The 23,616-nt window shown below is 33.8% G+C and carries 17 protein-coding genes; 6 read left to right on the forward strand and 11 right to left on the reverse strand.

Features of this window, described 5'->3' with window-relative positions:
• Positions 1 to 289: 289 nt before the first annotated feature.
• Positions 290 to 2,041, reverse strand: coding sequence for an aspartate--tRNA ligase (gene aspS / locus AC1RRN_RS16555; RefSeq protein ID WP_492968355.1), 1,752 nt, complete (start codon positions 2,039 to 2,041; stop codon positions 290 to 292).
• Positions 2,042 to 2,199: 158 nt separating this feature from the next.
• On the opposite strand from aspS, the gene AC1RRN_RS16560 reads away from it, so the two are divergent.
• Entirely contained in the window at positions 2,200 to 3,195 is a 996-nt protein-coding gene (locus AC1RRN_RS16560) for a TlpA family protein disulfide reductase (protein WP_492968356.1), read from the forward strand.
• A gap of 210 nt (positions 3,196 to 3,405) precedes the next feature.
• On the forward strand, positions 3,406 to 3,753 hold the full coding sequence (locus AC1RRN_RS16565; RefSeq protein WP_492968357.1) for a toxin-antitoxin system YwqK family antitoxin: 348 nt from the start codon (positions 3,406 to 3,408) through the stop codon (positions 3,751 to 3,753).
• Between the two features lie 55 nt (positions 3,754 to 3,808).
• On the opposite strand, the gene AC1RRN_RS16570 is transcribed toward AC1RRN_RS16565, so the two are convergent.
• The 7 genes from AC1RRN_RS16570 to AC1RRN_RS16600 form a co-directional block, all read right to left on the reverse strand.
• Positions 3,809 to 4,924 carry a PepSY-associated TM helix domain-containing protein gene (locus AC1RRN_RS16570; protein ID WP_492968358.1) on the reverse strand — a complete coding sequence of 372 codons (1,116 nt, stop codon included), beginning with the start codon at positions 4,922 to 4,924 and terminating at the stop codon, positions 3,809 to 3,811.
• Positions 4,925 to 4,979: 55 nt separating this feature from the next.
• A complete protein-coding gene (locus AC1RRN_RS16575) occupies positions 4,980 to 6,539 on the reverse strand; it encodes a PepSY-associated TM helix domain-containing protein (RefSeq protein ID WP_492968359.1) in 1,560 nt (519 codons plus the stop codon).
• 5 nt (positions 6,540 to 6,544) lie between these two features.
• Positions 6,545 to 6,844, reverse strand: a complete 300-nt coding sequence (locus tag AC1RRN_RS16580; protein ID WP_492968360.1) for a hypothetical protein — start codon at positions 6,842 to 6,844, stop codon at positions 6,545 to 6,547.
• A gap of 17 nt (positions 6,845 to 6,861) precedes the next feature.
• Positions 6,862 to 7,194, reverse strand: a complete 333-nt coding sequence (locus AC1RRN_RS16585; RefSeq protein ID WP_492968361.1) for a hypothetical protein — start codon at positions 7,192 to 7,194, stop codon at positions 6,862 to 6,864.
• A gap of 60 nt (positions 7,195 to 7,254) precedes the next feature.
• The gene (locus tag AC1RRN_RS16590) at positions 7,255 to 9,738 is read right to left on the reverse strand and encodes a TonB-dependent siderophore receptor (protein WP_492968362.1); all 2,484 of its coding nucleotides are present in this window, start codon (positions 9,736 to 9,738) and stop codon (positions 7,255 to 7,257) included.
• Between the two features lie 217 nt (positions 9,739 to 9,955).
• Positions 9,956 to 11,194, reverse strand: coding sequence for a 2-oxoglutarate dehydrogenase complex dihydrolipoyllysine-residue succinyltransferase (odhB, locus tag AC1RRN_RS16595; RefSeq protein ID WP_492968363.1), 1,239 nt, complete (start codon positions 11,192 to 11,194; stop codon positions 9,956 to 9,958).
• Positions 11,195 to 11,272: 78 nt separating this feature from the next.
• On the reverse strand, positions 11,273 to 14,047 hold the full coding sequence (locus tag AC1RRN_RS16600) for a 2-oxoglutarate dehydrogenase E1 component (RefSeq protein ID WP_492968364.1): 2,775 nt from the start codon (positions 14,045 to 14,047) through the stop codon (positions 11,273 to 11,275).
• A gap of 116 nt (positions 14,048 to 14,163) precedes the next feature.
• Between AC1RRN_RS16600 and AC1RRN_RS16605 the strand changes: the two genes are divergently transcribed.
• Positions 14,164 to 14,715: a hypothetical protein gene (locus AC1RRN_RS16605; protein ID WP_492968365.1), complete on the forward strand. Its 552-nt coding sequence runs from the start codon at positions 14,164 to 14,166 to the stop codon at positions 14,713 to 14,715.
• A gap of 112 nt (positions 14,716 to 14,827) precedes the next feature.
• On the opposite strand, the gene AC1RRN_RS16610 is transcribed toward AC1RRN_RS16605, so the two are convergent.
• Entirely contained in the window at positions 14,828 to 15,181 is a 354-nt protein-coding gene (locus tag AC1RRN_RS16610; protein WP_492968366.1) for a hypothetical protein, read from the reverse strand.
• 41 nt (positions 15,182 to 15,222) lie between these two features.
• Positions 15,223 to 16,248: a LacI family DNA-binding transcriptional regulator gene (locus tag AC1RRN_RS16615; protein WP_492968367.1), complete on the reverse strand. Its 1,026-nt coding sequence runs from the start codon at positions 16,246 to 16,248 to the stop codon at positions 15,223 to 15,225.
• A 165-nt stretch (positions 16,249 to 16,413) separates the two neighbouring features.
• Between AC1RRN_RS16615 and AC1RRN_RS16620 the strand changes: the two genes are divergently transcribed.
• The 3 genes from AC1RRN_RS16620 to AC1RRN_RS16630 all read left to right on the forward strand — a co-directional run bounded on the left by AC1RRN_RS16620 (position 16,414) and on the right by AC1RRN_RS16630 (position 22,399).
• Complete coding sequence (locus tag AC1RRN_RS16620) at positions 16,414 to 19,053, forward strand: TonB-dependent receptor (protein WP_492968368.1); 2,640 nt, start codon at positions 16,414 to 16,416, stop codon at positions 19,051 to 19,053.
• 270 nt (positions 19,054 to 19,323) lie between these two features.
• Positions 19,324 to 20,544, forward strand: coding sequence for an MFS transporter (locus tag AC1RRN_RS16625; RefSeq protein ID WP_492968369.1), 1,221 nt, complete (start codon positions 19,324 to 19,326; stop codon positions 20,542 to 20,544).
• Positions 20,534 to 22,399, forward strand: coding sequence for a trehalase family glycosidase (locus AC1RRN_RS16630; protein ID WP_492968370.1), 1,866 nt, complete (start codon positions 20,534 to 20,536; stop codon positions 22,397 to 22,399). Before AC1RRN_RS16625 ends, AC1RRN_RS16630 begins: the two co-directional genes overlap by 11 nt.
• A 95-nt stretch (positions 22,400 to 22,494) precedes the next feature.
• Here AC1RRN_RS16630 and AC1RRN_RS16635 read toward each other — a convergent pair whose 3' ends face one another.
• Positions 22,495 to 23,469: a polyprenyl synthetase family protein gene (locus AC1RRN_RS16635; RefSeq protein WP_492968371.1), complete on the reverse strand. Its 975-nt coding sequence runs from the start codon at positions 23,467 to 23,469 to the stop codon at positions 22,495 to 22,497.
• Between the last annotated feature and the right edge of the window lie 147 nt (positions 23,470 to 23,616).

Below are 23,616 nucleotides of genomic sequence, written 5' to 3' on the forward strand. Positions count from 1 at the left end.
TTATAAAAATTATTGATTCACAGTGTTTTCGCTATTTATATTGCATCAAATCATGTTCAGATGTACTTAAATTGAGAATCATTAATTGTAGGAAACGAACTAAGAAAAGCAGGCTGGATTTAAGGTCATTTTGACAATTATCGTAATTATTGAATAATTTAGATATAATTACTGTAAAGGCTTCTGTTTGCTGTGTTTTTTAAGAATTTTGACAAAATCATAAAAATGGAATAAAAAAAAACTGCAACTAAAAAGATAATTGCAGTTTTGTATTTTAAATTTTTTAGAATTATTGAATATCAACTTTAATATGTAATTCTTTTAGTTGAGCATCATCAATTGTTGCAGGTGCATCAATCATAACATCACGTCCAGAATTGTTTTTTGGGAAAGCGATAAAATCTCTAATAGTTTCCTGCCCTCCTAAAATAGCAACAAGTCTGTCTAATCCAAAAGCCAAACCTCCGTGAGGCGGTGCTCCAAATTGGAAAGCATCCATTAAGAAACCGAATTGTGCTTTTGCTTCTTCTTCCGTAAATCCTAAATATTTGAACATTAATTGTTGGGTAGCTTTATCGTGAATACGAATCGATCCTCCTCCAATTTCATTTCCGTTTAATACCATATCATAAGCATTGGCACGAACTTTTCCAGGTTCTGTTTCCAATAATTGCATGTCTTCCGGTTTTGGAGATGTAAAGGGGTGGTGCATCGCATGATAACGACCACTTTCTTCATCTAACTCTAATAATGGAAAATCTACAACCCATAACGGAGCAAATTCTTCTGGATTACGCAATCCTAAACGAGTTGCCAATTCCATACGAAGTGCTGAAAGTTGTGCGCGTGTTTTGTTTGCAGGACCAGAAAGTACAAAAATCATATCGCCAGGTTTTGCGCCTGTAATTTTTGACCATTGTCCTAGATCGTCCTGATCGTAAAATTTATCTACAGATGATTTAAAAGTTCCGTCGTCATTACATTTTGCATAAACCATTCCTGATGCTCCAACCTGAGGACGTTTTACCCAGTCAATTAACCCGTCAATTTCTTTACGTGTATAATTTCCTGCTCCCGGAACTGCAATTCCAACAACTAATTCTGCAGCATTGAATACTGGAAAATCTTTATGTTGTGCAAATTCGTTTAACTCACCAAACTCCATTCCGAAACGGATGTCCGGTTTGTCATTTCCATATGTTTTCATGGCATAGTCGTAGGTAATTCTTGGAAATTTATCTACTTCAATGCCTTTAATTTCTTTTAATAAATGTCTTGTCAATCCTTCAAAAACATTTAAAATATCTTCTTGTTCCACAAATGCCATTTCGCAATCTATTTGTGTAAACTCCGGCTGACGGTCTGCACGTAAATCTTCATCACGGAAACATTTTACAATTTGGAAATATTTATCCATTCCACCCACCATCAATAATTGTTTGAAAGTTTGTGGAGATTGTGGCAAAGCATAAAATTGTCCTTCGTTCATACGGCTTGGTACAACGAAATCTCTTGCTCCTTCCGGAGTTGATTTAATTAAGTACGGCGTTTCAACTTCGCAGAAATCTAAATCAGATAAATATTTACGAACTTCCATCGCTACTTTATGACGGAATAACAAACTGTTTTTTACAGGATTTCTTCTGATATCTAAATAACGGTATTTCATTCTGATATCTTCTCCACCATCTGTTTCGTCTTCAATTGTAAATGGAGGCGTCAAAGCGGCATTTAGAATGTTTAATTCCGTAACTAAAATTTCGATTTCACCAGTCGGAATATTTTTGTTTTTGGCTTCACGCTCAATAACAGTTCCTTTTACCTGAATTACAAACTCTCTTCCAAGCGTTTTTGCCAATTCAAAAACAGTTTTATCAGTACGACTTTCGTCGAAAATAAGTTGTGTAATTCCGTAACGGTCACGTAAATCAACCCAATTCATAAATCCTTTATCGCGTGATTTTTGAACCCAACCCGCTAGTGTAACTTCCGTATTAATATTTGAGGCGTTTAACTCGCCACAATTATGACTTCTATACATGATCAAAATTTTAGACTGCAAAAGTAAACACAAAATTCAAATTAAAATAGTAAAGTGATAATCTGATGTGTATTAATTTGAAATATTTTGTTAATTGTTAAATTTTGAAGTTGTTATTTCTTTAGATTTGATATACTAAAAACAAAATATACTACAATATGAAGAAAATTTTTGTCATCGGTCTGTTGCTTTTTTGCGCTTTGAGTGTTATTGGTCAAGCCAAAGAACAAGTTAAATTTACAGCTAAAATTGCGAATAGAAATAGTGATTCATTAGTGATTAGAGGCGGTGGTGAATTTAGAAAAGTGATTAAAATTGATAAAAATGGCCTTTTTGAAAGCACTTTTGAAGCTCCAAAGGGATTTTATAATTTTTCTGACGGAGTGGAATCTGCCAATTTATTCCTGATTCCAAATTCAGAAGTAAATGTATTAGTAGATGCCAAAAAATTTGATGAAACGCTTGTATATAAAGGTAAAGGTGTAAACGAAAGTAATTTTCTGGCGCAATACTTATTAAGCAGTGAAAAATTTAAAGAGGAAGCGTTTAAGAAAGAGAGATCCGAATTTGTAACATTCCTTGAGGAAAAGAAAAAAGCAGATACAAAAGCGCTGGAAAAAGGTAATTTTGATCCTATTTTTAAGAAAGCAATATCAGATGCTTTTGAACAATTTCATCAGTATATAATAGGTGAGTACGATCGTACTGCTCAAATGAGAAAGTTAGATGGAAATCCTTCACCTGAATTTGATTATGAAAATCATAAAGGCGGAAAAACAAAACTTTCTGATTTCAAAGGAAAATATGTTTACATTGATTTGTGGGCAACATGGTGTGGACCCTGTCGTCAGGAAATCCCTTATTTACAAAAAATAGAAGAAAAATATCATGGAAAAAACATTGAATTTGTAAGCATCTCCATTGACAATGCAAAAGACAATGACAAATGGAAAAATTTTGTGACGGCTAAGAATTTGGGAGGCGTTCAGTTATTTGCTGATAAAGATTGGGGATCTGATTTTGTAGTGCAATATGGCGTAACCGGAATTCCAAAATTTATTCTGATTGATCCAAAAGGTATTATTTTAAATTCTGATGCAGCAAGACCCTCTTCTCCAGACCTTCAAAAGCAGTTAGATGTATTATTGAACTAATTTTAGTATCAAATTTATAACGATATCGTAATTTTATTTTTTTAGCAAAATACCAGTAAAACCAAGGCGTAAGCGTTGGTTTTTTTGTATTCGGATGATTTCCAATGTTAAGCTTTTATTCAATGTTACCAAATTGTTAAGTAAAAGTTTGCTCAATGTAAATAAATAACTATATTTGATAACAATTTGATAACATTAATACCTAAAGATATGAAAAAATGTGTAATTTTAGTTGCAATGATGTTCTCTGGAATTTTAGTTGCACAAGAAGTAAAACCAGAATTAGAAGCTGTTGGAAACAAAGTAAAAGCTACTTATTACTATGAGAATGGTAAAGTACAACAAGAAGGTTTCTTTAAAGATGGTAAATTAGACGGCGTTTGGGTATCATATGATGAAAAAGGAAATAAACTTGCCGTAGCAGAATACACAAACGGACTGAAAACTGGAAAATGGATTTTCACTAATGAAAATAGCCTATGCGAAGTTGCTTATGAAAATAGCAAAGTTAGCTCAGTTAAAAACTTACAGAAAAATGCTTTAGCAAATAGAAACTAAGGTAATTTCTAAGATACTTTAAAAAAACCGTCTCGTTCTTAACGAAACGGTTTTTTTATGCCTTTAATTTTTTGCAACTTTTTTTTCTTCTTCCATACCAAATTACAAAACCAGTTACCGGTAATGCTGCTGTTATTAAGCTTGCTATAAAAGCAATAATTTTTCCAGGTAAATCTAGTATTTGTCCTGTATGTATTCCGTAATTCATTTCGACAACCTTTAAGCCTAAACTCTTTTTGGCGTAAGGATCACTCTGAATTAATTTTCCGTCAAGCGGATGAAAATAATAATTGCTTTGATGATCATATCTTAAGGTATGTGGATAAGCTCCAGTACTAATAATGTCTCCTTTTTTCTGCGGAAATAAAACAAAAAACATTTCGGCTTTTGGTTGCAATTTTGCAGTTTCAATAAAGGCACGATCGACTGCTGTTATGCTGTTGGTTTTGAATTTTGTTGTGTCGATTATTGGTGCCTTTATTTCTATTGCTTTATCTCCACCAAAATTGAAAGTTTTATAAATACCATCTCCAACCCATTCGTATGTAAAGGTTAAGCCTGTTATGGCAAGAATAAGCGCAATAAGTGAAATGTAAAAACCAGAAGTATTGTGCCAGTCATAATTTACACGACGCCATTTGGCTGACCATTTTACTGTAAAACTTCTTTTAATATCATATTTTCGCTTTGGCCACCATTGAATAATTCCCGAAATCAATAATAAAATAAAGATTATGGTTGCCCCGCCAATAATATGTTTTCCAATGTAATCGGGCAGAAGTAAATACAAATGAATGTATTCAACAATAATAAAAAAATCGGTTTTGGGATTTTCGGTTTTTAAATATTTTCCTGTGTAAGGATTAAAATACAGATATAAATTTTCGGTATCAGAATAGGTGTAGACAATTGCAGAACGGTTTCTTCCATAATAAGAAACCATACTTGCTGTGTTTTTGGGAAGTATTTCTTTTGCCTTTTGCTGTAAGACTGAAGGCATTAAAAAGGATTTGTTTTGAGGTTCAACAAAGCGCCATTCTTTTCGGGTAATATCTTTTATTTCGTCATGAAAACAAAACATACAGCCGGTAATACTGATAATAAAAACAATAAGCCCGGAAATTAATCCGAGCCATTTATGTAGAAAACGTATTTGTTTTTTGAATCCCATTTTTGAATAAAAGCTTAAAGTATGCGCTAAATCAATTAAGGACAAATTATTTCAATTATTTTTCGGCAACAGCCTCTTTTTTAGCATTTAAATGATAAGCCACATAAAGAGAAATTGAGGCCAGAACAATCCAGAAAACATCAATAACAAAAACCTGAATTTTGTTTTGTATAAAAGAAGTCCAAAACCAATTTCCAGAAACGATTCCATTTGTTATCGGAATTAAGAAACCTAAAATACTTCCGGAAACCAGACAAAATTTATTGGTAAACGCATCATTCTTTTTAAGTATAAAGAAAACGGTTAATATTAGCCATCCCACAAAATAAACAGTATAAAGATTTTCCTGAGTTAACGGATAAAATATTTTGGTAACGATAAAAGCTAATGCAGTAATTGGATACATACTCAAACAAATAGCCAAATAAATACGAACAACAGCTGCATTGAAACGTCTTTTCTTTTCAGGCATATTGTTTTTTTGTCGTGCAACAAGCCAAATCATAACTCCTGAAATGATCACTACACAAGTAATAATTCCTAAAATGAAACTTACGATTTTTAAAGCGTAACCACCATAATCACCGTAATGAATTCGGTATAAAACATTTTTGACTGTATCTAAATAATTAGTTTGTGTGATTGGATTTTTCTTTGCAATTTCTTTTCCATCAGAAATTCGGTAAACTACTTTTCCAATTCCGGTGAATTTTTTATGGTTTGGCATTTCTCCTTCAACCAAAATATGCATATTAGCATCACCATAATTTTGAATAAAAACACGTGTAATTTCAAAATCTGACCAATTACTTTTTGCTTTTGAAACCAGCTGATTAATATTAAAAGGAGCAGCTAATTTTTTATTTTCAAATTTATAATCAGGATCAGTATATTCTAATTCTTTGTATAATTTGTTTTCATCACCTTGATATAATGCCATTACGGCTGGAGCCACAATCAGAAGTTTGATCATAAAAAAAGCCCCAGTAACAGCATATACAAATTGAAAAGGAAGACCAATCATTCCTAAAGAGGTGTGAGCATCTGTCCATAACGTTTTTAATTTTTCCTTTGGACGGAAAACATAAAAGTTTGAAACAATTTTTTTCCAGTGTAATAAAACACCAGTAACAATTGCAAACAAGAAAAACAACGCTACAAAACCTGAAAGATAATAACCCACAGGATATGGAACTTGTGCCAGGAAATGCAATCGGTATAAAAATTCACCCAGCGAATAAGATTCTTCATAGGTAAAGGTTTTGAAATTTTTAGTATCAAGATAAAAAAACTGTCCTTCTTTTTGCTTGGCTGGAGCCAAAGTATCTTTGGTACCTTCCATATAAACAGCAACTCTTCTTTCATTGCTTGGTTTCGAAATGGTAATATTTCTTCCGTGCAATACATATTGTTTGTCGAGCTTTTGTAAAGCAGTATTGTAATCTAATTGAATTTCTTTTGTAATGGCAGTAGATTCACTTCTTTCCCAATTGATGATTTCATCTCTAAAAAAAGAAAAAGATCCTGCAAAGAAAATTACAAAAAGCACAACACTAATAACGATTCCGCTAACTGTATGCGTGTGAAAGTAGATATTATAATTACGGTTGCTCATGTTTATTATGCCGTTGTATTATAGGTTTGACCCAGATAAATGAAAAGAGAAAAAACTAATGTTAGGAGTATATAAATGCCCCAAATTTTCCAGCCACTCTTTGCCAGAAAAGCGATCACCATAAGTGCAACCCAAAGAATAAAGCCGCTAAAAGCCATTGTCATCAATATGTTTGCACGGTTAAACCATGAAGCGAGTGCTAAATGAAAAGTAACGGAAACAAAATAGCCGCCTAGAATGGCAGCGGTAATTTTGGCAAAACGTTGCCATTTAGATTGGGTTAAATATTTTGGATTTGCTGGCATAAACTGCTTAAGAATAATTAATAGTAATAAAATTCTAATAGAGCAACAATTATAAATAACAATAGAAGCGCAATGCTATTTACTTTTTTTAATGGTTTCAAAATGATAATCAAACTACCAATAGTCATGAGCTGAATAAAAAACATCAAAGTGCCACAACATAATGATTGTGTAAAAAGCCATACAGAATAGGCTAGTAGTAGCAATATTAAACCAGTAATTTTAGTTTGTTTTGGATTGTTTTTCATCCATTTTTCAAAACCTAAATCATAAGATAAAGCAGCTCTTTTTGATGTATAATACAAAGTATAAAAAGCTAAAAAAACGATAAGACTGGCTACTGTTATCATAATTTTAAAAATTTAAAAAACACCTTTCTATAGTCAGAAAGGTGTTTTTTGTTTGTTTTATTAGAATTTGTATGAAAAATTAGCAGATACGCTTCTCATGTTTTTTGGGTGAATCGTAGACCAACCATCATAAGTATCAACGTTTGCAATATTGTCAAGTTTAAGAGTCAAAACGTACTTTTCAGTTCCGTAGAAAATAGATGAATTTAAAACAGTATAAGATGGCAATGTAAATTGACCAGTAACTGTTCTGTTCATGATTTTATTTTTATCAGCATAATTTCCTCCAAAACCTAAACCAAAACCTTGTAAGTCGCCTTCTGTGAATTTGTAGCTTGCCCAAAGATTTGCTGTGTTTTGTGGTCCTGCACTTTCTGGTCTGTGCCCTACGAAATCCGGATCACCAGCCGTTAACAGTGCATCAGTATAGCTGTATCCGGCAACAATGTTTAAACCTGTAATTGGGTTTGCAACAATTTCAGCTTCGAAACCTTTGTTTCTTTGTCCACCGTTTTGATAAGATGTTTGAGTCGTTGCAGTATAAACAGTATAAACCTGATCTGTTACTTTAATGTCGTAATAGCTGAATGTAGCATAAAGTTTGTCTTTAAAAACATTCAATTTTGTTCCAACTTCAAACTGATTTGCGTGCTCTGGAGAGAAAGTTCTTGGTTGAGAACTTCCATCAGGCAATACATCACTTACTGGAGCAGTATTGGCGAAGCCATCCATATAGTTGGCAAAAATCGAAACTTTGTCTAAAATTGGTTGGTAAACCACACCGAATTTTGGAGAGAAAGAAGTTTGGTTGTAATCGTCAGCATTTGTGCTAACATCACCTTCTGTCATAAAACGGTCAACACGTACACTTGCCATTGCAGATAAAGCAGGAGTAAAGTTGATTACGTTAGAAACATATGCACTGTAAACTTCTTGTTTTGTTTTGTTATTGTTCATTGGAGCTGAAGCTAAAAGAGAATCAGCACCGGCCTTTGTTAATTTACCATTATCACCATTTGTGATGTATTTCGTTGGGTCAGTAATTTGATAAAGGTTTTCGTTTACTGTTTTCAAATCAAGATTTCCAATATAAATGGTTCCATTTCCTACATATCCTGATCCGTTGTCTATTGCGCCTCTGTTGAAATAATCTAAACCGGCAACAATTCGGTTTCTCATGTTTCCAATCACAAAATCACCAATAAAGTTTTGTTGAATATCAGTTGTTAAAGTTGTAGAGTTTTGGTAATTCATGTAACGCGCTAAGACAATACCTTCTGAAATTGGATCTGGCGCATATTGAGTTCCTTCATAAATATAAGAATAGTACCCTTCTGATTTTGATGATCCTCTGGAAACTACAGTTTGTGAACTCCATTGATCAGAGAACTTATAGTTCATTTGTCCCTGAAGATTGTATGAAGGAGTTTCAATTGCCAATTCATTACTTGTGTAAGAACGTTTGTTGTCATATCCCAATTCATCAATATTGTGAACTCTTAATTCAGCACCTCTGTCTAAGAATAACATTGTTGGATTAGTAGCTTTGTTATTCATGAATTCAGTATTGATGAAAAACGAAAGTTTGTCATTAACCTGGTAAGATAAAGAAGGTGCAAAAAAGAATGATTTTTTGAATCCTGCATCCTGAAAACTGTTTTCAGTATGATAAGCTGAATTGACACGCACGTTAATTTTGTGCTCTTCATCTAATGGAGTATTAACGTCAACAGTAACACGGTTTAAACCGTAACTTCCAGCTGTGTAATCTATTATTCCACCAAAATGATCGTAAGGTTTTTTAGTAGTTAAGTTAATTAAACCTCCGTAAGAGATTAAGCTACTTCCAAACAAAGTTCCAGATGGCCCTTTAATTACTTCAATTTTATCAATATTGGCTGGATCAATACTTCCGTTTGTTAATCCTGGTAATCCGTTGATCATGGTTGGCTGTACAGCAAATCCTCTTAAAGAGAAATAACCTGCACCGTCACCCCCACGTCCTGTAGAAGCCCAAAGAGGAGATAATCCCGGAGCATTTTTAAGGGCGTCGTCAATATTGGTAACCACTTGTTCTTTTAAAAGTTCGCTTGTGATTGTGGTATAAACTTGTGGGTTTTCAAGATTTTTAAGAGGTAATCTCGATACTTGTTGTGTTTCTTTACGAGCTAACGGATTTTTTTTAGCACCGCCATTTACTACAATTTCGTCTAATTGCTCAGAGTTTGAAATGATTGTAAAGTTTTCAATAATTTCATCTCCACTATTAAGTGTAATGCTTTTTTCTTTAGAAGAATAACCAACTGCAGAAACTCTAAGAACATAGTTTCCTGGTTTTACGTTTTTGATTTCGTAGTTACCATTGTCATCCGTATTGGTTCCGATTTTTGTTCCTTTTAAAACTATTGAAACGTTATCTGCTGCCTGATTGTTTGCTAAGCTGATTTGACCTTTAATAGTTGCTTTTTCTTGTGCCCAAGTTGAAGTACTTGCTAATAGAAAAAAACAAAAGCTCAAAAAAGAAATTGTAAATTTATATTTCATTTTTATTTAGAATTGATTTTAATAGCGCAAATTTAAGTGTTGAATGTCAATCACGCAAGCTATTCTTATTTATTCTAAATAAAATAATATTTAAAGGGTAAAATTTACATTTCCTTAAAAAATTAACATCTTAAGACAATCTTAAGACAGTATTAAGCAAAAAAAAGCCTATTCATTTATTTGAACAGGCTTTTATTATTGTTGAAAATTATTAAAATTACAATTCTAAAGCACGTTTAGCATCGCCATTCATCAATAATTCTAATGGATTTTCTAAAGCTTCTTTTACAGCAACCAAGAAACCAACTGACTCACGTCCGTCGATAATTCTGTGATCATAAGAAAGAGCAACGTACATCATTGGGTGAATTTCAACTTTACCATTTACAGCGATTGGACGCTCGATAATGTTGTGCATTCCTAAAATTCCTGATTGAGGAGGGTTGATAATTGGAGTACTTAACATACTTCCAAAAACTCCACCGTTAGTAATGGTGAAAGTTCCTCCAGTCATATCGTCAACTGTAATTTGACCGTCACGAGCTCTTAAAGCTAATCTTTTGATTTCAGCTTCAATTCCACGGAAAGTTAATAATTCAGCATTACGAACAACAGGAACCATTAATCCTTTTGGTCCAGAAACTGCGATTGAGATATCAGCAAAATCGTAAGCGATTTTGTAATCACCATCCATCATTGAGTTAACATCTGGATATAATTCTAAAGCTCTTGTAACTGCTTTTGTAAAGAATGACATGAATCCTAAACCTAAACCACCATGTTTCGCTTTGAATGCATCTTTGTATTCATTACGAATTTGGTTAATTGGTGTCATGTTAACTTCATTGAAAGTAGTTAACATTGCTGTTTCGTTTTTAGCAGCAACTAATCTCTCAGCTACTTTACGACGTAACATTGATAATTTTGTACGCTCAGATCCACGGCTTCCACCAGTTGGAGTTCCCATAGATGGTACTGCATTTACAGCGTCATCTTTTGTGATTCTTCCACCTTTACCAGTTCCTGAAACTGTTGCTGGTGCTATATTTTTTTCGTCTAATATTTTTCTTGCTGCCGGAGATGGAGTTCCTGCTGCATAACTTGTCGCTGGTGCAGCAGCTACTGGAGCCGGTGCTGCTTTTGGAGCCTCAGCTTTCGGTGCTTCTGCTTTTGGAGCCTCAGCTGCTGGTGCTGCCGGAGCGTCACCTGCAGGTTTTGCTGCATCTGTATCAATTAAACAAACGACAGCTCCTACTGCAACTGTATCACCTTCTTCAGCTTTAAGCGTAATAATTCCGCTCATTTCAGCAGGCAATTCAAGAGTAGCTTTATCTGAATCAACTTCAGCAATAGCTTGATCTTTCTCTACATAATCTCCGTCTTTTACTAACCAAGTTGCAATTTCAACTTCTTTTATTGATTCCCCTGGTGATGGGACTTTCATTTCTAAAATCATCTTTGTTTTTGTTTAAGGTTTTTATGGTTTAAAGTTTCATGTTGTTAAACCTGAAACTTTAAACTTGAAACATTCTTTTTATCTGAATAAATTTTTATCGAAAACCATTCTAATCGCATCTGCATGACGACGTTTAGCTCTTGTATAACTTCCTGATGCCGGAGCAGCATAAGCTTTTAATGAAGCTAATCTCCATTTTACAAGATCGAAATTCATTAACATAAAGCTGTAAGCTCCCATGTTTTTAGGCTCTTCTTGTGCCCAAACATAATCATCAGCATTTGGATATTGTGCGATAATAGCTTTTAACTGCTCAACTGGTAAAGGGAATAATTGCTCGATACGAACAACTGCAACATCATTTCTTCCGTTGTTTTCTCTTTCAGCAACAATGTCGTAGTAGAATTTACCGGTAACAAAAACTAAAGTTTTTACTGCTTTTTTATCTACTGTATTATCATCTATAGTTTCCTGGAAACTTCCTTTTGCTAATTCTTCAACTGTAGAAACGCATCTTGGGTCACGCAATAAACTTTTTGGAGAAAACACTACCAAAGGCTTACGGAAATTTGTTTTCATTTGTCTTCTCAACAAGTGGAAGAAGTTTGCTGGCGTTGTACAGTCAGCAACGTACATGTTTTGTCTTGCACAAAGTTGTAAGTAACGTTCCATTCTTGCAGAAGAGTGTTCTGCACCTTGTCCTTCGTATCCGTGAGGTAATAATAAAACAATACCATTTTGGTTGTTCCATTTATCTTCACCACATGAAATATATTGGTCAATCATAATTTGAGCTCCATTAGAGAAATCTCCAAATTGTGCTTCCCAAATCGTTAATGCATTTGGATTTGCCAATGCATATCCATAATCAAAACCAAGAACTCCATACTCAGATAAAAGAGAGTTGAATGCACCGAATTTTCCTTTTTTGTTTTCGATAGCATCTAATAGAATTACTTCTTCTTCAGAATCTTCAACTTTAACTACGGCATGACGGTGAGAGAATGTACCACGCTCTACGTCCTGTCCAGAAATACGAACATCAAATCCTTCCGTTAAAAGTGAACCGTAAGCTAATGCTTCAGCAGTTCCCCAATCAATAGTATTATTGTCGTATCCAGCTTTTCTATCCGTAACAATTTTGGTTATTTTGTTGATGAATTTCTTATCAGATGGTAAAGTTGAGATGGTACTAATGATAGAATCTAATCCTTTTTTATCAAAAGTAGTGTCAACTTTTTGAAGCATTTGTGTATCAGTTACCTGAACAAATCCGTCCCATTCGTTTTTCATGAATGGTGTTATAATAGTTAAATCTTTTTTACGGGAAGCTTCTAAATTCTGTTCCAAATCAGATTTGTATTCTTTTTCTAAAGCATTTACATATGAAGCATCAATTACGCCGTCAGACAATAATTTTTCAGCATAAATATCTCTTGGATTTTTATGTTTTGCGATGATTTTATATAAAACAGGTTGTGTAAAACGAGGTTCGTCACCTTCGTTATGGCCGTATTTTCTGTATCCTAATAAATCGATAAATACGTCACGTCCAAATTGCATTCTGTAGTCTAATGCAAAAGATACTGCATGTACAACAGCTTCAGCATCATCAGCATTTACGTGTAATACTGGAGATAAAGTTACTTTAGCAACGTCTGTACAATACGTAGAAGAACGAGCGTCTAAATAGTTAGTTGTAAAACCAACCTGATTGTTGATTACAATATGGATTGTTCCTCCAGTTTTGTAACCGTCAAGTTGTGCCATCTGAATGATTTCATATAAGATACCTTGTCCTGCAATTGCAGCATCTCCGTGAACGGCGATAGGTAATACTTTAGAGAAATCGTCAGCATAATATTTATCTTGTTTTGCTCTTGTGATTCCTTCAATTACAGCTCCAACCGTTTCTAAGTGCGAAGGGTTTGGTGCTAAATTGATGTTGATGCTTTTTCCTGATCTTGTTTTTTTGTCGGCAGTAAGACCTAAGTGGTATTTTACGTCACCATCAAAATATTCCTGATCGTAATCTTTTCCGTCAAACTCACCAAAAATATCCTGAGTTGATTTTCCGAAGATGTTTGCCAAAACGTTCAAACGACCACGGTGTGCCATTCCCATTACGAATTGTTCAACACCTTTTTCAGCAGCTTGTTCGATCAAAGCATCCAAAGCAGGGATGATAGATTCTCCACCTTCTAGTGAAAAACGTTTTTGACCAACATATTTAGTGTGTAAGAAGTTCTCGAAAGAAACTGCTTCGTTTAATTTATTTAAGATCGTTTTCTTTTCCTCAGAAGAGAAATTAGGCTGATTAACATTTACAGCTAATTTATCCTGAATCCATTTTACAACACCAGGATTTCTGATGTACATATATTCAATTCCGATATGCTGGCAGTAAATAGATTTAAGACGGGTTACAATATCCTGTAAAGTAGATGGCCCAACTCCGATAGTCTTAGCTGCATCAAAAACTGTCGAAAGATCAGCAGTTGTTAATCCGAAATTTTCAATGTCTAAAGTTGGAGATGAAGTTCTACGGTCACGAACCGGATTTGTTTTGGTAAACAAATGCCCGCGCGTACGGTAACCATCAATTAATTTTAGTACGTTGAATTCTTTTTGTAATTTTTCTGAAACTTTGCTGTAATCTGTGTTGTCGCTAGTCACATATTCAACAATTTGTTGAACCGGATTTTCGTCATTATAAACCGTTTGTCCAAAGTCGAAACCTTGAAAAAAACTTCTCCAGCTAGGCTCAACGCTATCTGGGTTTACTAAATATTGATCGTATAATTGTGCGAAAAACTCTGTATGCGCTGCATTTAAAAATGAAAACCTATCCATAATATTAGTGAATATACTTTTTGTTAAATAGAATGGCAAAAGTACAACAATCACATTTATTTAAATCTTTTTTTTACGTACTTTTACGTAAAAATTTGTTAAAAATAGATATAACTATGAAGAAAAATCAAATTTCAATCGTTTTCAAATCTTTTTTTGTGATTATGACAGTCTTTTTTTCTAGTTATGTCACCGCACAACAAAATTATACTATAGATCAGAGCCCTAACTTTTGGGACAAGGTTCAGTTTGGTGGTGGACTTGGATTAGGTTTCGGATCTGGCTATACTAATATTTCGGTCTTGCCGAGTGCTATTTATAATATAAATGAAATTGTGGCAGTTGGCGCAGGACTACAGTTTGGGTACATGTACCAAAAAAATTATGCTGAATCTTTTGTATGGGGTGGAAGCGCAATTGTACTCGTAAACCCGATTCCACAAGTTCAATTGTCTGCCGAATTAGAGCAAGTTAGGGTAGATACAGATTATGAACAATATTATAATCAGCCGAGTTATTCTGATGCTTATTGGAATACTGCCTTATATCTTGGAGCTGGTTACAGAACAGGAAGCGTAACCATTGGCGGACGTTATGATGTCTTATATAATCCGAATAAAAGTCTTTACGGATCTGGATTTATGCCTTTTGTGAGAGTGTATTTTTAAAAGGCTCAAAGGTTCATAGTAACAAAGGTTCATAGGTTTTATAAAATGATTTAAAATTATCGCAAAGAGAGAAACCTCTGTCCCTCTGTCCCTTTGCAACTTTGTACCTATTTTACTTAAAATTCTTCCTAAACCAAACCTTCTGCCATTCTCTTTTTAAAATCAAAAAAGAAACCTGTTCAGCCAGAATCACTAAATCAGAACCATCCAGTTTTTTGATTTCATTTTCCGAAACATCGATAATATAAAGTAGGTTTAAGTATTCAGCGAACTTATACTGAATCATTCTGTAGATTTTTTCGTGAAGCTGAATTTTTAATTCATCAGGAGAAACACTTAACGGAAAATCGATGCCTTCATTTGCTAAATTAAAGTCCTTATTAATTTGCTCAATCAGGTTTAGATATAAGTTTTCTTTTTCGGCATCAGCCAATAAAAAATCGGTATTTTCAGGAATTGGAAACATTGATGCCTTTTAAGAATTGACGCAAAGTTAAAACTAAAAAATCATTTAACTGTCGATTCTCTTTCAATGATTCTTGTAGGGAGTTCAATAATTTGATGTGTTACAGGCCGGTGCTCTTTTATATCCACTATTTCATCAATTAAAAGAGAAACTGCCTGATGTCCCATTTCAAATCCGGGCTGATCAATTGTGGTTAATTTTGGTGAAATAACGGTACTCATAAACCAGTTACTAAATCCGAAAACGGCAACTTGCTCTGGTGTTTTTATTCCCGCTTCGTTAAAATATTTAATAATTCCGATAGCAACTAAATCGGTAATTGCAAAAATAGCGTCAATATCAGGATGCTCAGTCATGATTTTTTGAGCATTTTCGTAACCATCTTCAAAATCGGTATTGTTATCACAAACGTAAACTAATTTCGAATCGTACTCAATTCCGTGTGCTTCCAAAGCTCTTTTATAACCTAAAAAGCGATCGATAGAATTTTGCGGAACATACGATCCTCTAAAATGTGCAATTTTTTTGTATCCTTTATTTATAAGATACGTCACAGCATCATAAGCGGCTTTGGCATCATTAATTACCACTTTGGAACAATCTACTCTTTTGGCTATTTTATCAAATAAAACAACAGGAGTATTTTTTCGAATGGCTTCATTAATATGAGAGAAATCATCAGTTTCGTTTGAGAGTGACATTAAAACGCCATCGACACGTTTTTGAATTAATAAGGCAAGCTGTTTTTTCTCGAGCTCGTATTTTTCGTTTGATTGTAAAATAATAACTAAATAACCTCTTTTTTCTGCTTCTTCTAAAATGCCATTCAAAACGCTGGAAAAAAAATGATGCACAGTTGCCGGAATAATGACGCCAATTGTTTTGGTTTCATTAGTTCTCAAATTAACTGCAACAGAATTAGGCATATAATTCATCGTCTCAGCCATTTCGATAACTCGGGCACGGGTGGCTTTACTAATATCTGTATACCCTTTTAGCGCCTTTGAAACCGTTGTCACTGAAATTCCTAATGCCGAGGCTATATCTATTAATTTTGTGTCATTCATGAAATAAATGTACTAAAAATAAAGTTGATTGATAAAAAATTAACTTCCGAAAACGTTTTAGGTCATTTCGAAAACGTTTTCGATTTCTAATTCTTAAATTGATGATAATTAGTGATTAAGTTTACAATTCATAAATAAAAACTTTACCAACTAAACCAAAAAGAAATGAAATCAAAACAATCTTATTTAGGTATATTATTTTTAATAATGTGCCTGATCTCTGTTCCAAATAACCTGTTTGCACAGGTAAAAAATACTGTTTCAGGAAAAGTATTCGACGACAGCGGAGCAACAATTCCCGGAGCTAATGTATCTATTAAGGAAACAGGAAAAAGTACTATTACGGATGAAAACGGAGGATATTCTTTCTCCAATATCGAAGCTGGAACTTATACCATTATGGCAACAAATGTGGGCTATAAAACTTTCGAGAAAAAAATTGCAGTAAAAGAAGGAGAATCAGTAGTGGCAGATTTACTCCTTGAAGGAGAATCTCAAAGTCTGAAAGAAGTTGTAGTTACAGGATCATCAAGTCCGAGGTCAAAGCTTGAATCGAGTGTTGCTATTATTACAATGGGAGCAAAAGCAATCGAAGACAGAGCACCGTCAAGCACGGCAGCTTTATTGCAAACGATTCCCGGATTTGTAGTTGAAGCATCGGGAGGAGAAATTGGAAATAACCTTTTTGCAAGAGGAATTCCGTCTGCGGGAGCTTATGAATATGTACAAATTCAGGAAGACGGTTTACCGGTTTTTGAAGATGGCGCTTTGCAATTTGCCAATGCAGATACGTTTTACAGATTGGACGAAACAGTAAGCAAAATGGAAGCGGTTCGAGGAGGTTCGGCATCAATTTTCGCCAACAATGCGCCGGGTGGAATTATCAACTTTATTTCTAAAACGGGTCAAAATGATTTTCAGGGAAGAGCAAAATTCACCACTTCAGATTACGGAATGTTCAGAACTGATCTTAACTTATCAGGGGCTTTAATTCAGGATAAATTATTTTTTAATGTCGGCGGATTTTACAGAGCTGATAATGGTGTGAGAAATACTGGTTTTACAGCCAATAAAGGAGGACAAATCAAAGGAAACCTTACGTATAAATTTGATGACAATGATTATTTGAGAGTAAACTTCAAACATCTTGACGACAGAAATACATTCTATTTGCCAATTCCTTTAAAAAGCAATAACGGAAAAGTTGAAGGTATTGATGGATTTAATCCAAATTACGGGACGTTGACGTCAGTAAATTTCAGTCATTTAAATGTGCCTCAATATGGTGGCGGAACTTTTAGTGCTGATTTAGAAGATGGTTCTCATCCGATAATTAATTCAATTGGAGCTGAATTCAAGAAAAAAATATCGGAAAAAGTAACTTTCAAAAATGCCTTTAAACAAACTAATATTGATTTAAATTACAATGCTATTTTCCCAAATGGCGGACCTTGGACACAAGATGCTTATGCAACAGGCGTTCAAAATACTACGGCTGCTAATCTAACGTATTCGTATGTAGACAACGGCCAAACTTTAGATCCAAATGCTTTGATTATGAGAGCAGATCTTTGGCATATCGAGAAAAAGATGAACAATTTTGCTAATAATTTCTCTTTTTCTTTTGATTTAGATCCTGTGCAATTGACTGCGGGCTATTACTATTCTAACTGGAAATCGAATCAGTATTGGAACTGGAATTCTTATTTAGTTGGCGTTTCAGACAATCCGAGATTGTTAAACGTAAAAGACAATACAACCGGAGTTGACCATACGTGGAATGGTGTTGAGAGAATCACCTGGTTAGAAAGAGACGCTCAGACAAAAGGACTTTTGAATGATATTTATGCTGACGCCGAAATTAAAGCAACAGATAATTTAACCTTCAATGCAGGTTTGAGATACAATAAAGACAAATATTCAGGATACAGAGATAACGCCAGATTTTTTGCTGAAGATTTAGGAATTTTAGACAACAATACGGCTGATGATGCGGTGACAACTGTAAAAGGAAATCCGTATACTTATTGGAGATATGATGTGAGCGAATGGTCGTATACAGCTGCAGGAAACTACAAATTCAACGACAATATGGCTTCATACGTTCGTTACAGCCACGGATTTAGATCGCCAATTGAAGAATCATTTTACGACAATGCTGCCGATTTAAGCAAATTGGAGAATACAGAAGTAAATCAGTTTGAATTGGGTTATAAATATTCTAATTCTTTCTTCTCTGTGAATGCTAACTTGTTTCACATGGGTTTAAAAAATGTGGCTTTCACCGATATTTTATCTGATGGATCTTCAGAAAATAAATTTGCCGACGTAAACAATATTGGTCTTGAAGTCGAAACCAATGCAAGATATGAAATGGTAAAACTGAACTTTACATTTACTGTTCAAAAACCGGAATACGATAATTTTACTGGTACAAATGCTGATGGTTCTACATTTGATTTCAATGGAAATACAGCGCGAAGAATCCCTAAATTTTTCTGTAACCTAAGACCGGAAGTAGATATTACAAAAGATTTTACCGCTTATGTTCAGTTTTCTTATTATGATAAAAAATTCACGAATCAGGATAACAGACAAGTTTTGCCAGCTTATAAAGAAGTAGGAGCAGGGTTAAATTATACTTATAATAATCTTCGTTTTGCAGTTGATGCTTCGAACTTATTCAATGAAATTGGTTTAACAGAAGGAGATCCGAGACAAACAACATCAGCAGCAAGCGATGTGTTTATGGCAAGACCAATTTTAGGACGCGCTTTTAGATTTTCTGTAGCGATTAATTTCTAAATTTATATAAATCAAATGATATGCGGTATTGTAGAGGCGCACAGCAGTGCGTCTCTCACACCGTAACCACAACGAATAAAAAAATATTAAACACATAGAAACATAGATTTTATTGTTTAAAAAAAAGAGCAAAAAAGAAACTAGTTTCAACACATAGTCTATGTTATTTAATGCAAGTGAAATGCCTTTTAACGAAAACTAAACTATGTTTCTATGTGTTAAATTTTCAAACAATAACCGCAAGCCAAAGCATAGACAAACAAATAAAAAATGAAAAACATAGGAATTAAAATCTCTCTTTACCTCAATTATTTTGTCTTTGCTATTTTATTAAACAGCGTAGGGATTGTGATTTTAAAATCGCAAAAAAATTATGGAGTAGATGAAGTTCAGGCTAGTATTTTAGAAGCTTTTAAAGACATGCCAATTGCCATTGTATCTTTTTTTATAGCTTCTTTTTTACCAAGAATTGGCTATAGAAAATCGATGCTTATCGGTTTGGGTCTGGTTACGTTAGCTTGTATTTCTATGTATTTTGGAAACTCTTTTGACAATGCTAAAATTCTTTTCGCAACCGTAGGAGTTTCATTTGCTTTGATTAAAGTTTCCGTTTATTCATTGATTGGAACTGTGACCGAAACCAAAAAAGAACACAATGCTTTAATGAGCAGTATTGAAGGATTTTTTATGGTCGGAATTGCATTGGCTTATTTTTTATTTCCGGCTTTTAATAACGAAAATGATCCTAATTCATGGTTGAATGTCTATTGGTTTTTGGCAGGACTATCGTTTCTCTCTTTTCTCTTTTTACTTTTTGTAAAATTCGAAGAAACTGAAGTTGCAGCAGGAGCAAATCTCAAAGACGATTTTCTGCAAATGTTCAAATTAATGGCAAAATTGCTTACGGTTATTTTTGTAATTAGTGTTTTTTTGTTTGTAATGATAGAACAGGGAATTTTGTCGTGGTTGCCTACATTTAATACAAAAGTGCTTCATCTGCCAGAAAATATCAGTATTATGATGGCGAGTATTTTGGCAATTTCGTTAGCAATTGGAAGACTAATTGCAGGCATTGTAACCAAAAAAGTAAATTGGATTTGGGTTTTAAGTTTCTGCATACTTTCTGCCATGTTGATTGTCATTTTTGTGCTTCCAAAAACGGTAGGATTAGAAGTAAAAAGTATCAATACACTTTCAGATATTCCTTTAATTGGTTTCGCATTTCCTTTAATCGGATTATTTATTGCACCTATTTATCCGTTATTAAATTCAATTGTATTAAGTGCTTTGCCTAAAAATCTGCAAAGTTCAATGACTGGATTAATTGTGATTTTTTCAGCTCTTGGCGGAACATTAGGTTCCAGAATAACGGGTTGGCTGTTTAAAAATGAAGGACCGGAAAAGGCATTTTACTTTACATTAATTCCAATGACTTTTTTATTGATATCCTTTTTTATTCTTAAAAAAATAACTGCAAAAGATGAAATTTAAATTACATATAACCCAAACGATCGAAAAATTATTGGCTCAGGAAGATACTGATGGCGATAAAAAAATAACGATTGATGATAATGGTCCAAAAAAATTTTTGCTGTATGATTTGGATGGGAATCCGGCAGTGATTGAAGGAACTTATCAGCTTTCAAATTTATTACAGGAATTGGCTCTGGCTAAAAAAAACAACACTGAATTTGCAGTAATAGATTTAAATGAAATTACGGAAGATCCTGTACAAAGAATTTCAAGAAAAATAAAAGATTTGTATTGGAAGGGGCTTACCCGAACAATAGATGCAATTGGTGTAAAGAAAATCCTGGAAGATGATAAAATCGAAAATGAAATAGCGTATTTGTATGTACCTTTTGGCGATGAAATTGTTTTTGATTATTTCAGGAAATTAGAAGCTGCAATTCCAAAATTGAAGGTGATACAAATGCCTAAAAACATTACACCTGAATATGTATTGTCGCTCAATAAAAAACCTGGAATTTTAGCATTGGCACTTCAGATAAAAAACAACGAAATATCAGGCGTTCCGTTTGTAGTTCCCGGCGGAAGATTCAATGAAATGTACGGCTGGGACAGTTATTTTATTGCCAAAGGACTTTTAATTGATGACAAAATCGATCTTGCTTTAGGCATTGCAGAGAATTTCAAATATCAAATTGATCATTACGGAAAAATTCTGAATGCCAACCGCAGTTATTATTTAACCCGTACGCAACCGCCGCTTTATACATCGCTAATTATAGATGTTTTAGAAAAGTCGAATCCGGATATTTTTTGGATTGAAAGACATTTAAAAACCGCAATAAAAGAATATCAGACCGTTTGGATGGAAGAAGGTAAAAGACTTACTGCAAACGGATTGAATCGTTACAAAGCAGAAGGAATCGGACTTCCGTTTGAAGTTGAAGAAGGGCATTTTGATGATATTTTGGAACAATATGCGCCTAAATATAATTTGTCTACGCGTGAATTCGAAAAGAAATATCTCGAAAGAGAAGTTGTAGATGCTGAGCTTGATAAGTACTTTATTCATGACAGAAGTATGCGAGAAAGCGGGCACGATACAACTAATAGACTGGTCGGAATTTGTGCTAATTTAAACACAGTTGCGATTAATAGTTTGCTTTATAAGTATGAAACTGATATTGCTTTTTTAATTGAAAAATATTTTAAAAATGAATTTCAATATTTTGAAGACAAATCTTTTTCGAGCGAATATTGGATTTCAAAAGCGACTTCCAGAAAAGAAAAGATTAATGAGCTTTGCTGGAATAAGGAAAACGGAATCTATTTTGATTACAATTTTGTAACCGAGGAACAACATTTATTTGAAGCGGCGACAACATTTTATCCGCTTTGGGCGAAAATAAGTACGCAGGAACAAGCAGAAATTTTGGTTAAAAAGACACTTCTGAAATTTAAAATGAAAGGCGGAATTGCAGGCAGTACCAAAGAATCAATTGCAGCATTAGATCAGAATTCGCCAATTCGTCAATGGGATTATCCTTTTGGCTGGGCACCGCATCAAATGCTTTTGTGGGAAGGCTTACTGAATTATAATTTTAATGAAGAAGCACAGGAAATGGTGTATCGATGGCTTTGGCTGATTACCAGAAATGCGGTTGATTATAACGGAACCATTCCGGAGAAGTTTGATTTATCAATAAGCTCGCATAAAATTTTTGCAGAATATGGAAACGTAGGAACTGAATTTAATTTTATAACGGAAGAAGGTTTTGGATGGATGAACGCTTCTTATCAATACGGTTTAACCATTTTAGAAGAAGATTTAAAACAAAAATTATCGGATTTAATTGACCCTGATGAACTTTTCTAATATCCATAAAAGACAAACCCGACAGGTTTAAAAAAACTGTCGGGTTTGTAAATTTTATTATGATAAAAATTCGTGTAATTCGTGGCAAAAGAAAACTATACTTTTCTTCCCATTAAATTTTCACCGAAAGTTCTCAAAATACCTTTCTTTTCAGCGTTAATATCCATTTTTTCTAAAGTTTCAAAAGCTTTAAAAGTGTACATTTCTATCGCTTCCTGAGTCGCTTTTGAAGCGCCTGATTCATTAAAAATCGCTTTTGCAATTTCTATCTTTTCTATATTATCTTCTAATTGCAATCCGAATAATTGTTGCAATTCTGTCGCTTTTTCTTCAGATGAAAATTCAATAGCTTTTAGATATAAATATGTCTTTTTGTTTTCGATAATATCTCCTCCAACTTGTTTTCCGAAAGTTTCAGGATCTCCAAAAGCGTCGAGATAATCATCTTGTAATTGAAATGCTAATCCTAAATTTAGGCCAAAATCATAAATTAAATCAGCTTCTTTTTCAGAGGTTTTGGCTACGATTGCGCCCATTTTCATGGCTGCCGCAACTAAAACAGCTGTTTTGTATTCAATCATTTTAAGATATTCCGGAATGGTTACGTTGTTTCTTTCTTCAAAATCAACATCCCATTGTTGTCCTTCGCAAACTTCAAGAGCCGTTTTGCTAAATAATTTTGCTAAATCCCTAAAAATAATCGGTTCGTATTGTTCGAAATACTGATAAGCCAGAATTAACATCGCATCACCAGAAAGAATTCCGGTATTGATATTCCATTTTTCATGAACGGTTACTTTTCCTCTTCGCAAAGGCGCATCATCCATAATATCATCATGAACTAATGAAAAGTTATGAAAAACCTCAACCGCCATTGCTGCCGGAAGTGCGATTTTATAATCTGCATCAAAAACTTCTGCGGCCATTAAAGTTAGTACGGGGCGCATTCGTTTTCCACCAAGTCCTAAAATATAGGTAATAGGTTCATAAAGATTTTTGGGTTCTTTGTCTATGCTTTGGTTTTCTAAATAGCTAATGAAAAATTCCTGGTACTGACTAATATCGTGCATAAAATGAAAATCTGTTTATCGAGGTTCAAAGATACAACTCAAATGTTAATTATTTCCTGCTAAAATTTAAATGCTAATGAAGATTTAAACTGTTTCTAAGATTACTCATTTTGAATTGATTTAAATTATTTTTTTAAAAACTTGGAA

The organism is Flavobacterium sp. GW821-FHT11G01, assembly GCF_058808175.1.

Coding starts and splice junctions, on each gene's coding strand:
- aspS (WP_492968355.1), bottom strand. CDS start 2,041: ATGTATAGAAGTCATAATTGTGGCGAGTTAAACGCCTCAAATATTAAT.
- AC1RRN_RS16560 (WP_492968356.1), top strand. CDS start 2,200: ATGAAGAAAATTTTTGTCATCGGTCTGTTGCTTTTTTGCGCTTTGAGT.
- AC1RRN_RS16565 (WP_492968357.1), top strand. CDS start 3,406: ATGAAAAAATGTGTAATTTTAGTTGCAATGATGTTCTCTGGAATTTTA.
- AC1RRN_RS16570 (WP_492968358.1), bottom strand. CDS start 4,924: ATGGGATTCAAAAAACAAATACGTTTTCTACATAAATGGCTCGGATTA.
- AC1RRN_RS16575 (WP_492968359.1), bottom strand. CDS start 6,539: ATGAGCAACCGTAATTATAATATCTACTTTCACACGCATACAGTTAGC.
- AC1RRN_RS16580 (WP_492968360.1), bottom strand. CDS start 6,844: ATGCCAGCAAATCCAAAATATTTAACCCAATCTAAATGGCAACGTTTT.
- AC1RRN_RS16585 (WP_492968361.1), bottom strand. CDS start 7,194: ATGATAACAGTAGCCAGTCTTATCGTTTTTTTAGCTTTTTATACTTTG.
- AC1RRN_RS16590 (WP_492968362.1), bottom strand. CDS start 9,738: ATGAAATATAAATTTACAATTTCTTTTTTGAGCTTTTGTTTTTTTCTA.
- odhB (WP_492968363.1), bottom strand. CDS start 11,194: ATGATTTTAGAAATGAAAGTCCCATCACCAGGGGAATCAATAAAAGAA.
- AC1RRN_RS16600 (WP_492968364.1), bottom strand. CDS start 14,047: ATGGATAGGTTTTCATTTTTAAATGCAGCGCATACAGAGTTTTTCGCA.
- AC1RRN_RS16605 (WP_492968365.1), top strand. CDS start 14,164: ATGAAGAAAAATCAAATTTCAATCGTTTTCAAATCTTTTTTTGTGATT.
- AC1RRN_RS16610 (WP_492968366.1), bottom strand. CDS start 15,181: ATGTTTCCAATTCCTGAAAATACCGATTTTTTATTGGCTGATGCCGAA.
- AC1RRN_RS16615 (WP_492968367.1), bottom strand. CDS start 16,248: ATGAATGACACAAAATTAATAGATATAGCCTCGGCATTAGGAATTTCA.
- AC1RRN_RS16620 (WP_492968368.1), top strand. CDS start 16,414: ATGAAATCAAAACAATCTTATTTAGGTATATTATTTTTAATAATGTGC.
- AC1RRN_RS16625 (WP_492968369.1), top strand. CDS start 19,324: ATGAAAAACATAGGAATTAAAATCTCTCTTTACCTCAATTATTTTGTC.
- AC1RRN_RS16630 (WP_492968370.1), top strand. CDS start 20,534: ATGAAATTTAAATTACATATAACCCAAACGATCGAAAAATTATTGGCT.
- AC1RRN_RS16635 (WP_492968371.1), bottom strand. CDS start 23,469: ATGCACGATATTAGTCAGTACCAGGAATTTTTCATTAGCTATTTAGAA.